The organism is Enterobacter cloacae complex sp. 342H5, from assembly GCF_050030905.1.
Lineage (GTDB): Bacteria > Pseudomonadota > Gammaproteobacteria > Enterobacterales > Enterobacteriaceae > Enterobacter > Enterobacter intestinihominis.
In genome coordinates this window covers 2260128-2272227 of the sequence record NZ_JBLGVB010000001.1, presented here as the reverse complement: position 1 = coordinate 2272227, position 12100 = coordinate 2260128, and the positions used below count along the sequence as shown (strand labels likewise).

Annotated in this window: 14 protein-coding genes; 5 read left to right on the top strand and 9 right to left on the bottom strand. The window is 56.4% G+C overall.

The window, feature by feature from the left end:
• Window positions 1-21: 21 nt before the first annotated feature.
• The 4 genes from ACQG03_RS10955 to sad form a co-directional block, all read right to left on the bottom strand.
• Complete coding sequence (locus ACQG03_RS10955; protein ID WP_048965757.1) at window positions 22-384, bottom strand: DUF4186 domain-containing protein; 363 nt, start codon at window positions 382-384, stop codon at window positions 22-24.
• Complete coding sequence (gene glsB, locus ACQG03_RS10950) at window positions 384-1310, bottom strand: glutaminase B (protein WP_003857165.1); 927 nt, start codon at window positions 1308-1310, stop codon at window positions 384-386. Before glsB ends, ACQG03_RS10955 begins: the two co-directional genes overlap by 1 nt.
• A gap of 62 nt (window positions 1311-1372) precedes the next feature.
• Window positions 1373-2962: a methyl-accepting chemotaxis protein gene (locus ACQG03_RS10945; RefSeq protein ID WP_063163058.1), complete on the bottom strand. Its 1590-nt coding sequence runs from the start codon at window positions 2960-2962 to the stop codon at window positions 1373-1375.
• Between the two features lie 127 nt (window positions 2963-3089).
• Window positions 3090-4472 (bottom strand): succinate-semialdehyde dehydrogenase, encoded by a 1383-nt coding sequence (gene sad, locus ACQG03_RS10940; protein ID WP_063163059.1) that lies wholly within the window; start codon window positions 4470-4472, stop codon window positions 3090-3092.
• Between the two features lie 99 nt (window positions 4473-4571).
• Between sad and ptrR the strand changes: the two genes are divergently transcribed.
• A complete protein-coding gene (ptrR, locus tag ACQG03_RS10935; protein WP_022648110.1) occupies window positions 4572-5450 on the top strand; it encodes a putrescine utilization regulator PtrR in 879 nt (292 codons plus the stop codon).
• Here the strand turns inward: ptrR and ACQG03_RS10930 are convergent.
• From ACQG03_RS10930 to ACQG03_RS10920, 3 genes are all read right to left on the bottom strand, one after another.
• Complete coding sequence (locus tag ACQG03_RS10930; protein WP_032622224.1) at window positions 5404-5886, bottom strand: GNAT family N-acetyltransferase; 483 nt, start codon at window positions 5884-5886, stop codon at window positions 5404-5406. The genes ptrR and ACQG03_RS10930 overlap by 47 nt on opposite strands.
• Window positions 5887-5948: 62 nt before the next feature.
• Entirely contained in the window at window positions 5949-6761 is an 813-nt protein-coding gene (locus ACQG03_RS10925) for a PhzF family phenazine biosynthesis protein (RefSeq protein WP_022648108.1), read from the bottom strand.
• Entirely contained in the window at window positions 6748-7572 is an 825-nt protein-coding gene (locus ACQG03_RS10920) for a PhzF family phenazine biosynthesis protein (RefSeq protein ID WP_063163060.1), read from the bottom strand. Before ACQG03_RS10920 ends, ACQG03_RS10925 begins: the two co-directional genes overlap by 14 nt.
• A 176-nt stretch (window positions 7573-7748) precedes the next feature.
• Here ACQG03_RS10920 and ACQG03_RS10915 point away from each other — a divergent pair, with 176 nt between their 5' ends.
• On the top strand, window positions 7749-8945 hold the full coding sequence (locus ACQG03_RS10915) for a sugar transporter (RefSeq protein ID WP_063163061.1): 1197 nt from the start codon (window positions 7749-7751) through the stop codon (window positions 8943-8945).
• 93 nt (window positions 8946-9038) lie between these two features.
• Here the strand turns inward: ACQG03_RS10915 and ACQG03_RS10910 are convergent, their stop codons facing one another.
• Window positions 9039-9704, bottom strand: a complete 666-nt coding sequence (locus tag ACQG03_RS10910) for a MarC family NAAT transporter (RefSeq protein WP_022648105.1) — start codon at window positions 9702-9704, stop codon at window positions 9039-9041.
• A gap of 256 nt (window positions 9705-9960) precedes the next feature.
• Between ACQG03_RS10910 and marR the strand changes: the two genes are divergently transcribed.
• From marR to marB, 3 genes are read left to right on the top strand one after another with little or no spacing between them, the layout of a single operon-like run.
• On the top strand, window positions 9961-10395 hold the full coding sequence (gene marR, locus ACQG03_RS10905; protein ID WP_020884159.1) for a multiple antibiotic resistance transcriptional regulator MarR: 435 nt from the start codon (window positions 9961-9963) through the stop codon (window positions 10393-10395).
• A gap of 20 nt (window positions 10396-10415) precedes the next feature.
• Complete coding sequence (marA, locus tag ACQG03_RS10900; RefSeq protein WP_001303241.1) at window positions 10416-10796, top strand: MDR efflux pump AcrAB transcriptional activator MarA; 381 nt, start codon at window positions 10416-10418, stop codon at window positions 10794-10796.
• A 32-nt stretch (window positions 10797-10828) separates the two neighbouring features.
• Complete coding sequence (gene marB, locus ACQG03_RS10895) at window positions 10829-11044, top strand: multiple antibiotic resistance protein MarB (protein WP_003857184.1); 216 nt, start codon at window positions 10829-10831, stop codon at window positions 11042-11044.
• On the opposite strand, the gene eamA is transcribed toward marB, so the two are convergent.
• Entirely contained in the window at window positions 11032-11982 is a 951-nt protein-coding gene (gene eamA, locus ACQG03_RS10890) for an O-acetylserine/cysteine exporter (RefSeq protein ID WP_063163062.1), read from the bottom strand. The two genes, marB and eamA, sit on opposite strands and share 13 nt — an antisense overlap.
• Between the last annotated feature and the right edge of the window lie 118 nt (window positions 11983-12100).

Sequence of the window (12100 nt, the reverse complement as noted above, 5' to 3'; positions counted from 1 at the left end):
TTAAACAGAGACATTGTCAGTTCAGGAGGCACGATTTACCTCAATGACCAGCCAATGATGGATCACGTTGACGATATACTGTTGCTGCTGCGCACTCAGCGGCACGCCCTGCGGGATAGCATGCCACTTAGCCAGACAGCCCCGGCAGCAGGTTGCCGTGGCATGCTGGGCGATAAAAACCGGATGGCCGCGCATCGGCGTCTGCTTACCGTCATTCACCGGGTGTGCAGGCGCCAGCCGCGCGGCGATAAAATCAGCGGCATGCTTATCGATAGTGTCCGCGCCCTTATCCCAGCAGTATTGCCGCTCTTTCATCCCTAAATGAAATCGTGAACGAAACGTGGAGCGAGCCAGGCGCGTGAACAGAGGATCTAACGTGGACATCAGTATACGGACCGTCCAAGGCGTTTGGTCAACTGTTCCAGCGCCGCGACGCCCGCCAGTGAGTTGCCGGTCTCGTCCAGTTCCGGGCTCCAGACGGCAATCGCCATCTCGTGCGGAACAATGGCCACAACGCCGCCGCCAACGCCGGATTTAGCCGGCAGCCCCACGCGCCAGGCAAACTCCCCGGCGTTCTGATACATTCCGCTGGTTGCCATTAAGGCGTTGATCTGCCGGGCCTGCATCGGGGAGACAACGTCCTCGCCCAGATGCGGGGCATGGCCCTGATGCGCCAGAAACAGAAAAGTCTGCGCCAGTTCAACGCAGTTCATCTTCAGGGCGCAGTAATGAAAATAGTTTTGCAGAACCGTGGCGACATCATTATGAAAGTTGCCGAAGGACTTCATCAGCCAGGCGATGGCGGCGTTACGTGCAGAGTGTTCAAACTCAGAGCGCGCTACCACCGGATCGTAGGCGATGTCCTGCACGCCGGAAAGCTGCCGCACAATCTGGAGCATACGCTGGCGCGGCGCGCTCAGACGGCTTTGCAGCATATCGCACACCACCAGCGCCCCGGCGTTGATAAACGGGTTGCGCGGCTTACCCTGTTCGATTTCAAGCTGGAGAAGGGAGTTGAAGGGCTGACCGGAGGGATCTTTGCCCACCCGCTGCCAGATCTCCTGCTCGTCATACTGGCGCATGGCGGCAACGAGGCTAAGCACTTTTGAGATCGACTGAATTGAAAAGCGCTCCAGTGCATCTCCCGCCTGAAAACGCTGCCCGTCGACAGTACAAATGGCGATGCCGAGCTTATTACCGCTGATCGAGGCCAGCGCGGGAATGTAATCGGCAACCTTACCCTGCCCCAGTAACGGACGAACCTGCGCCAGAATCTCGTCCAGCATCTCATTATGGATGACCGCAGCCACACTTTGCTCCTTGCCCTCAGGCTAAAACGGGCTGCGAGTATAACAGAGGCTTATACGTCACGTCAGGCAGGGAGACGAAAACGCGAGACGGCCTGCAACAAAAGATCTGACTCCCGATGCAGGCGCTCAGAGGCATTCGACGCTTCGCTAACCAGCACATCTGTCTGACGCGATACCTGATTCAGCGCCTGAAGTTGGCGCGTCATCTGATGAATGCTTTCCCCCTGATTTAGAGTGGCCAGCGAAATATCATTCAGCAGGCTACTCAGATTGGCCACCAACCCGGTGACCTGCTGGAGATTTTCTTCCAGACGGTTTACCACCTGAGAACCTTCTTCAATGCCCTGTAGCGAGTGGTTAATTAGCGACTGGATGGTTTGCGTAGAGTGACTGCTTTTTCTGGCCAGCAGCCCCACTTCACGTGCGACCACCGCGAACCCGCGCCCCTGTTCTCCCGCATGGGCGGCTTCAATGGCAGCGTTGAGGGCCAGAATATTGGTCTGAAACGCCACGCTGTCGATCATGGCGACGATCCCACGCATCTCTGAGGATCGGTCGACGATCGTCTGCATTGAGCCATTTACCGCTGTCATCATTTGCTCCCCGCCGACGGCAGCCTGTCGGGCTTCATCCGCGCGCGAGCGGGCGAGTTTTGCATAACCCGTGTTCCCCTCAACGTGGGTTTCGAGATCGGCGATATGCGCGGTAACTTCCTCCAGCTCTTTGGCCTGTCGCGTGGACTGCTGATAAAGCTTCTGGTTCCCCTGCGCAAGTGACCCGATATTTTCGACCATAGAGGTCGTGGCCTCGCTGACCTGAGTCACCAGCTGCTGGAGCCCGCGCTGCATGGCGGTAATACTGCCGCTGAGCTGGCTGATTTCACGGTTAAAACGCACAACGTCAGGGGGTATTCCCGACAAATTCCCTGCCGCAAGCTGGTTAATATGGACAATCAGACGGCGTAGCGGGGATATCACCCATTTCGCCATTGCAAACCAGACGGCAATGGCAATAGCCAGCAGCACCAGCGGCGCAAACAGGAACAGCCGTTGCAGGCCTGAGAGTTGTTCCATGAGCGACTGACGCCCCTGTATCGCCTGCTTCTCACTCCGTTGCTGATAACGTGCAAAGTTGTCATTAAAATCGGTCTGAAACGCCTGGGCGGGTACGGCGAAAAAGAGGTCGATGCTGTTGGTTTTCACCAGCCCTTCCGCCTGCTCGCTAATGGCACCGAAGAACAGCTGATAGCTATTAACAAGCCCCTCGTCCTGCGGAGGATTAAGCGCGAGCCAGGCTTGCCATGCCTGCTGAGACGCCGCCAGGGATTTTTGCGCCTCGTCCATCAGGCTATGCCAGCTCCCTTCCGAACCGGTCTCTTTATCCTGCATAAAGTACACCCCGGAGCGGTTGAGCAGATCGCTCGCCGCAAGCAGCGAAATACGCGCCTGATCCAGTCTGCTCTGTTGCTGCCAGGCCAGCTGATTGCGCTGTTCGTTACGCTGGGCTTGATTCAGGGAGGCGGTAAGCAGGAAGGAGGATGAAAGTTGCAGGGCGGAGAAAAGGCCGATAATACAAAAGATGCCGGTCAGCAGGCCAAACTGACGAGGAAAAAAGCGCTGCGCAAGACGACGAAAAATTTGCGTTAGGTTCATAATTTTCTTCTGTAACAATACGTTAGACGCGAGCGAGTCTACGAAACGAAAATGACAGAACCATTGCAGAATAATGACAGGAAACGTGAATTGCCGGGTAGCGGCCTTGCCCTACCCGGCATCAACATTACACGCGATCCTTCCAGACCGTCTGAACGTTACAGAACTCATGCAGACCGAAATGTGAAAGCTCTCGCCCGAAGCCGCTCTTCTTCACTCCGCCAAACGCAACGCGCGCATCGCTTGCGCTGTAGCCATTGATAAAGACTCCGCCGCACTCCAGCTCGCGAGAGAAGGTTTCAGCCAGCGCATCGTTCGCGGTAAAGACCGTCGCTGATAAGCCAAAGTCGCTGTCGTTAGCCAGCTGCAACGCGTGCGACGCATCATTGGCGACGGTAATCGCAGCCACCGGGCCAAACAGCTCCTGACGGAAGGCCGTCATCTGTGGGGTGACGTCGCCGAGTACGGTTGGCGCATAAAAGTTACCGGTCCCGGCAAGCTTCTCGCCGCCGAGCAGCAGGGTCGCCCCTTCAGCCAGCGTAGCCTGTACCTGCTGATGCAGTTCATCGCGAAGGTCAAATCGCGCCATCGGGCCAATAGAGTTATCTTCCTCATCCGGTGCGCCCATCTTCAGCGCCTTGACCGCGTCAACAAAGCGTTGGGTAAAGGTGTCCGCCACGCCCGCTTCCACAATAAAGCGTTTCGCCGCCGCGCAAACTTGTCCGGTATTCTGATAACGTCCGGCCACGGCCGCGTTGACAGCCAGATCCAGATCGGCATCATTCAGAACGATAAACGGATCGGAGCCGCCCAGCTCCAGCACGCATTTCTTCAGCGCCGCGCCCGCCTGCGCGCCAATTGCCGCACCAGCCCGAACGCTGCCGGTTACAGTCACCGCCGCGATACGCCGATCGTTAATCGCCTGGCTGACGCCGTCATTTGTCGCGTTCACCCAGCCAAAGATCCCCTCCGGGAAACCGGCATCCGCGAACACCTTCCCGATAAGCTCCGCCGAGCCGAGCACATTTGGCGCATGTTTAAGCAGATAGCTGTTCCCTGCCAGCAGGATCGGCACCGCACCGCGCAGCACCTGCCAGAGCGGGAAGTTCCACGGCATCACCGCCAGAATAGGCCCCAGCGGACGGTACTCAATCACCGCATTGTCGACCAGGGTAGATTCCGGGCGCAGCATTGCCGGGCCGTATTCAGCGTACCAGTCGCAAAGGCTGGCGGACTTAGCCACCTCCGCACGCGCCTGCACAATGGGCTTGCCCATCTCCCGGGAGATAGTCTGCGCCATCTCTTCCGCACGGCTACGCAGCGCCGCACCCAGATCGCGAAGTTTTTGCGCCCGGTGCGCCACGCTTTCGCGTCGCCACTGACGAAAACCGGTATCCGCCTGCGCAATGGCACGCTCAACGTCACCAGACGTTGCCCACGGGTAAGCAGCCAGCGTTTCGCCGGTAGCCGGGTTGACAGAGTGGGCATGGGTAGCAGATGAATACGTCATGAAGTTCTCCATGTAATAACAGTTGATTGATTGTGGCCCACTCTGCTATTTCTTAAAAATGAATAATACTCACCACCTTGTTCACGAATCGAGAACGGTATGGACTTAACACAGCTTGAGATGTTTAACGCCGTCGCACTGACCGGCAGCATTACCCAGGCGGCGCAGAAGGTACACCGGGTGCCGTCAAACCTCACCACCCGCATCCGACAGCTTGAAGCGGATCTCGGTGTGGAGCTGTTTATTCGCGAGAATCAGCGCCTGCGGCTTTCCCCCGCCGGGCACAATTTTTTGCGCTACAGCAAGCAGATCCTGGCGCTGGTCGACGAAGCGCGAATGGTCGTCGCCGGGGATGAACCGCAGGGATTATTCTCGCTCGGCGCGCTGGAAAGTACCGCCGCCGTACGCATTCCGGAAAGTCTGGCGCGGTTTAATCAGCGCTATCCGCGCATTCAGTTTGCGTTGTCCACCGGGCCTTCCGGTACGATGATTGACGGTGTGCTTGAGGGGACGCTCAGCGCCGCCTTTGTCGACGGGCCGCTCTCACACCCCGAACTGGAAGGAATGCCGGTTTACCGGGAAGAGATGATGCTGGTCACCCCTGCGGGTCACGCGGAAGTGTCAAAAGCCACGCAGGTGAGCGGTAGCGAGGTTTATGCCTTTCGCGCCAACTGTTCCTACCGGCGTCATCTGGAGAGCTGGTTTCATGCTGACCGCGTAACGCCGGGAAGGATCCACGAGATGGAGTCCTACCACGGGATGCTCGCCTGCGTGATTGCCGGGGCAGGCATTGCGCTGATGCCCCGCTCCATGCTGGAGAGTATGCCGGGGCATCATCAGGTGGCGGCGTGGCCGCTGGCGGAAAACTGGCGCTGGCTCACCACCTGGCTGGTGTGGCGACGCGGGGCGATGACCCGCCAGCTTGAGGCGTTTATAGGGCTGCTAAACGAACGTCAGCCACCAGTGTCTTCTCCATAAACAGGCTCAGCGGATCCTCGTTGTAGGGGGCAAACGCGGGGCGCCGTTCGTATCCACACTGTTGATACAGACGAATGGCGGCATGTTGTTTGATCCCCGTCTCCAGCCGGACGGTGTGGCAGCAGCGGCTGAGGGCTTCATCTTCCAGCGCCGCCAGTAATTTATCACCCAGCCGTTGCCCGCGATGGGTTGGATCAATATAGACCCGTTTCATTTCCCCGGTCCCGTCCCCGTTCAAAACAACAGCGCCACACCCGACAGCGTTAAGCTGAGTGTCACGAATAATCATCAGGATCAGCGAGTCGTCCGGCAGTTCGGTTAAATCCAGCAGATGATTACTTTCCGCGGGATAGAGAACGCTTTGATAACGGTCCAGCGCCGTAATCAGGGCGAGAATATCTGGATGATGGGCGGATTCAGCGGTAATAGAATACATGGCAGGCTCCTTGTCGTTTTCGTTCAACATACCGCCCGCCCTGTATACCGGCGTCATAGTTTTTAATGATGACCGTAATCCTGGAGACGAAGGAAAATTTTCCCCTTCATATACAGCGTGGCCTGCCCGCCAATCAGCACGCGGTCGCCTTTCAGCTCGCAGCGCAGATCCCCGCCGCGCAAGGAGACCTGGCGGGCCGACATCTGCGTTTTTCCAAGCTTTTCGCTCCAGTACGGGATCAGCATGCTGTGCGCTGATCCCGTCACCGGATCCTCCGGTACCCCTTCCCCCGGGCAGAAGAAGCGGCTGACGAAATCATACTCATCCCCCGGCGCCGTAACGCAGACCATTTTCCCCAGCGGGAGCATGGCTGTGATATCCGGCGTCAGCGCCTCCACCTGCCGCTGGCTGTCGAGCACCACCATGTAATCGCGCCCTGCACGCACCTCTTTTGCCGCGTTAATGCCCAGCGAGCTGAACAGCACTGGCGGTGGAGTATCGACAACCTCGGTTGACCACGCCGGGAAATTCAGCGTCAGCCAGTCGCCGCTGCGTTGTACCGTCAGTTCGCCGACAAAGCGCGTGGTGAAGGTGATTTCCGTATGCGGATAATCCAGGTATTCGAAAATAACGTGAGAAGCCGCGAGGGTTGCGTGGCCGCAGAGGTTAATTTCATCCTGCGTGGTAAACCAGCGCAGTTCAAACCCGTTATCCGTTCGGACAAAGAACGCCGTCTCTGACTGATTATGCTGCTTCGCCATCTTCAGCAACGTCTCATCCGGCAGCCACGCTTCCAGCGGACACACCGCCGCCGCATTGCCGCCGAACGCCCTGTCGCTGAAGGCATCCACCAGATAAAAATCAATTTCCTGCATCGTTGGTTCCTCTTAGATTTATACAGCGCAGAAATACTGTGCCCTTCAGATACAGCGCCGCCTGCCCGCCCATCCGCACGCGGTCGCCTTTCAGTTCGCAGCGTACGTCGCCACCACGGGCAGAAACCTGACGGGCAAACATCTGTGTTTTGCCAAGCTGTTCACTCCAGTAAGGGATCAGCATGGTGTGCGCGGAGCCGGTGACAGGATCTTCCGGCACGGCCACGCCCGGCGAGAAGAAACGACTGACAAAGTCGTATTCCCCATCGTCCCGGGCGGTGACGGCCACTTTATGTTCCCCCGGCGTCATGGCGGAGAAATCCGGATTAATGGCTTCCACCTGCTCGCGGCTCTCCAGTACCAGCAGCCAGGCGCGGCCTTTTCGCGCCTCGACGTAGTGGCTGATACCGAGTGCGGTGAGCATCTCCGGTGGCGGCGTCTGTGCCTGCGTCGGGCAGGCCGGGAAGTCCAGCGTCATCCAGTCACCTTCACGGCTGACGGTCAGGCGGCCAGAAGCGGTGTCAAAATGAAGGCGTGAGTCCGGATAATCCAGTTCGTTAAACAGAACATACGCCGCGGCAAGCGTCGCGTGACCACACAGATTAACCTCGGTGAGCGTGGTGAACCAGCGCAGCTCAATCCCCCCTTTGGTGCACACAAAAAACGCGGTTTCCGACTGGTTATGCTGTTGTGCCATCCGCAGTAACGTCTCATCCGGCAGCCACGCGTCGAGCGGGCACACCGCCGCCGGGTTGCCGCCAAAGGAGGACTCGCTGAACGCATCTACCAGATAAAAATCAATCTCCTGCATCGTGTTACCGCCTGTTTTTGTTGTGTTGTTCTTTATCTTCAATGAAAACAACCGCGTTCGCTACCGCTGCATGAAGGTAAATTTTGTGATTCACATCACATAACGGTTGAGTTTTCGCCGTTTAAGGCTTTAAGATCGTCTCCTCATCTTTCAGGCAACGAATCCCAGATATCCCTATGACAACACACACGGTTTCCCGCAGGGTCGCGTGGCTACGCGTGGTCACGCTCGCCATCGCAGCGTTTATTTTCAACACCACGGAATTTGTTCCGGTTGGGCTGCTGTCCGACATTGCAGCCAGCTTCCATATGGAAACGGCACAGGTTGGCATTATGCTGACCATCTATGCATGGGTGGTAGCGCTGATGTCGCTGCCGTTTATGCTGCTGACCAGCCAGATGGAACGTCGTAAGCTGCTGATTGGGCTGTTTGTGGTGTTCATAGCCAGCCATGTGCTGTCATTTATGGCATGGAACTTTACGGTGCTGGTGATCAGCCGCGTCGGCATCGCGTTTGCCCATGCCGTTTTCTGGTCGATCACCGCATCGCTCGCCATTCGTCTCGCCCCGGCGGGGAAACGCGCCCAGGCGTTGAGCCTGATTGCCACCGGAACGGCGCTGGCGATGGTGTTAGGCCTGCCGATCGGGCGCATTGTGGGTCAATACTTCGGCTGGCGCACCACCTTCTTTGCCATCGGCATGGGGGCGCTGATCACCCTGGTGTGTCTGATCAAACTGCTGCCAAAACTGCCCAGCGAACACTCCGGCTCGCTGAAAAGTCTGCCGCTGCTGATGCGTCGACCGGCGCTGATGAGCATCTATCTGCTGACCGTGATTGTGGTGACCGCCCATTACACGGCCTACAGCTATATTGAGCCGTTTGTTCAGGTTGTGGCGGGCTTTAGCGCTAACTTCGCCACCGTTCTGCTGCTGATCCTGGGCGGCGCGGGGATTATCGGCAGCATCCTGTTCGGGAAGCTGGGCAATAAGCACGCGTCTGCGCTTGTAAGCAGTGCGATTGGCCTGCTGCTGGCGTGCCTGCTGTTATTGATGCCTGCGGCAGGCAGCGAGAGTCATCTGGCGATCCTCAGTCTGTTCTGGGGCGTGGCGATCATGATTATTGGTCTGGGAATGCAGGTCAAAGTGCTGGCCCTGGCCCCGGACGCCACGGACGTGGCAATGTCGCTGTTCTCGGGAATTTTTAATCTGGGAATTGGGGCCGGTGCGCTGGTGGGAAATCTGATCAGCCTGCATGTATCGATGTCGGCCATTGGCTATCTCGGGGCGATTCCCGCGCTGATTGCGCTGATCTGGTCGGTGCTTATCTTCCGTAAATGGCCGGTCGCGATGGAAGAACAGACCAGCCACGGTTGACGTTAGTTGTGCCGGGTGGCGGCTTCGGCCTACCCGGCCTAGGTTATTACGGACTTGTAGGCCGGGTAAGCGCAGCGCCACCCGGCGATGTCCTCAGTGATACGTCTTAATGATCTCCAGCACGCCGTTAATAATAAACTGCACGCCCATACAGACCAGCAGGAAGCCCATCAGACGGGAGATAGCTTCAATCCCCCCCTTGCCCACCCAACGCATAATCGCCCCGGAGCTGCGCAATGACCCCCAGACGATAATGGCGATAAGCGCAAAAATGATCGGCGGCGCAACGGTAATAACCCAGTGCGGAAAAGTAACACCATCACGCACCGTTGAGGCGGAACTGATGATCATCGCAATCGTTCCCGGCCCCGCCGTGCTCGGCATGGCTAACGGCACAAACGCGATATTGGCGCTCGGTTCGCTTTCAAGCTCCTCCGATTTGCTTTTGGCTTCCGGCGATTCATGCGCTTTATGCGCCGGGAACAGCATCCGGAAACCAATAAACGCCACAATCAGCCCACCGGCGATACGCAGACCGGGAATCGAAATACCAAAAGTATTCATCACCAGTTGTCCGGCGTAATAAGCCACCATCATAATCGCGAAGACGTAGACGGAGGCCATCCTCGACTGCTGGTTGCGCTCCGCGCTGTTCATGTTACCCGCCAGCCCCAGAAAGAGCGCCACGGTCGTTAACGGGTTCGCCAGCGGAAGCAACACCACCAGCCCAAGCCCCACTGCTTTAATCAAATCCAACATAATGCACCGCAGTCCTTATCCTTATTCATTACCGCAATTATAGGGGGAAAGTCTCGTCCTGAGCTATCCGCGCAACGTAACCATAATTGTCCGGCGTAACTAATAACCCCAGATTATCTATATGATTTAAAAGCGTACAGAAAAAGTTCCTGAAGCGTTTTAGCAATTCGTGGCATCAGCTGATCCATTCAGTTGACTTATACTTGCCTGAGCAATAATATCTGCCGTGACTAAACTACTTGCCAGGGCAACCATTGTGAAAAGCACCAGTGATCTCTTTAACGACATAATCCCACTGGGTCGTCTTATTCATATGGTTAACCAGAAAAAAGATCGCCTGCTCAATGACTACCTGTCACCGCTGGATATCACCGCAACACAGTTCAAAGTGCTGTGTTCCATTCGCTGCGAAGTGTGTATCACGCCGGTTGAGCTGAAAAAGGTGCTCTCTGTCGATCTGGGTGCGTTAACCCGCATGCTGGATCGTCTCGTCTGCAAAGGATGGATAGAACGAAGCCCTAACCCGAATGACAAACGTGGCGTACTGGTGAAACTGACCAGCGATGGCGCGGCCATGTGTGAGCAATGTCATCAATTAGTAGGACAAACACTGCACCAGGAACTGACAAAAAACTTAACGGCAGATGAAGTGGCAACGCTTGAGCTTTTACTCAAGAAAATCCTGCCGTAAACAGAAAAAGAGGTATGACGATGTCCAGACGCAATACTGACGCTATCACCATTCATAGCATTTTGGACTGGATCGAAGATAACCTGGAATCTCCACTTTCCCTTGAGAAAGTGTCTGAGCGTTCAGGTTACTCAAAATGGCACCTGCAACGGATGTTTAAAAAAGAGACCGGCCATTCATTAGGACAATATATTCGCAGCCGCAAGCTGACGGAGATTGCCCAAAAACTGAAAGAAAGCAATGAGCCGATCCTCTATCTGGCGGAACGCTACGGATTTGAATCGCAACAAACCCTGACGCGTACGTTCAAGAACTACTTTGACGTGCCGCCTCATAAGTACCGTATTACCAGTATGCCGGGTGAATCCCGTTATCTGTATCCGCTAAAACATTGCAGTTAATCATCGCCTGTTAAGACGTAACCGAGGAAATCATGAAATTTATCGCCTCCGCCGCCCTCACCTTGCTGGTGCTGGTTTCCGGCCAGAGCTTCGCGGAGCAAACCCCCAGTGCGGGGCAGCAAAATAATCGTGACACCATGATTATGCCGTCCACGCAAAACCAGTCGCCCTGGGACTTCAATCACATGGGCGCTGGCAGCGACAAATCCGACGAATTAGGCGTGCCGTATTATAATCACGACCTGTAATTCGTTTTTGCCCCGCTAATGCGGGGCTTTTTTCTGCCACAACTCCGCACCCGCGTCGCCCGACGCACCCGCAAACCAAAGACGTTGATATACAGCCCGGCCATAATCAGCCCTGCGCCACACAGTTGCAGCGCGCTGAGCGTTTCATCCAGCAACAGGGCGGCGCTGGCAAGCCCGACCACCGGAACCAGCAGCGATAACGGCGCCACGCGCCAGGTTTCATAGCGCCCGAGCAGCGATCCCCAGATGCCGTAGCCAATGATTGAGGCGACTAATGCCAGGTAGATCAACGACAAAATGGTCGTCAGGTCGATCTCCACCAGGCTTTTCAGCATCACCTGCGGTCCATCCAGAATAAACGACGCGGCCATAAACGGCACAATGGGGATCAACGCGCTCCAGACCACCAGCGACATGATCCCAGGACGCGACTCATGCTGCATTATCAGCTTGTTAAAGATGTTGCCGCACGCCCAGCTCAGCCCCGCCGCCAGGGTGAGCATAAAGCCCAGCAGCGCGACATGCTGACCGTTGAGGCTGCCTTCTATCAGCACCAGCACGCCAAAGACCGCAAGGCTAATACCCGCCAGCTGTTTGCCCTGCAAACGTTCGCCAAAGACAAACGCGCCGAGAATAATGGTAAAGAAAGCCTGCACCTGAAGCACCAGCGAAGCCAGGCCCGCAGGCATACCGAATTTAATAGCGCAAAAAAGAAACGCAAACTGACCAAAGCTGATGGTAAGGCCGTAGCCCAGCAGCAGCTTGAGGGGAATCTTTGGGCGGGCAACGAACAGCAGCGCCGGGAAGGCCACCAGCAGGAAGCGCAGACCCGCCAGCATCAGTGGAGGCATGTTGTGCAACCCCATTTTGATGACCACAAAATTGAGTCCCCACACCACGACAACCAGCAACGCTAACAGCCCGTCTTTCCGCGTCATTTTCCGCCCCTGAATTATTAAAATTTTGTAAACACTTCAAGGTAACAGAAAAAATAGCCCCGCGAGAAGATCATTAATTTTGGTACTGAAGAGAAGCACCTGCGGATAAATTGGGTGC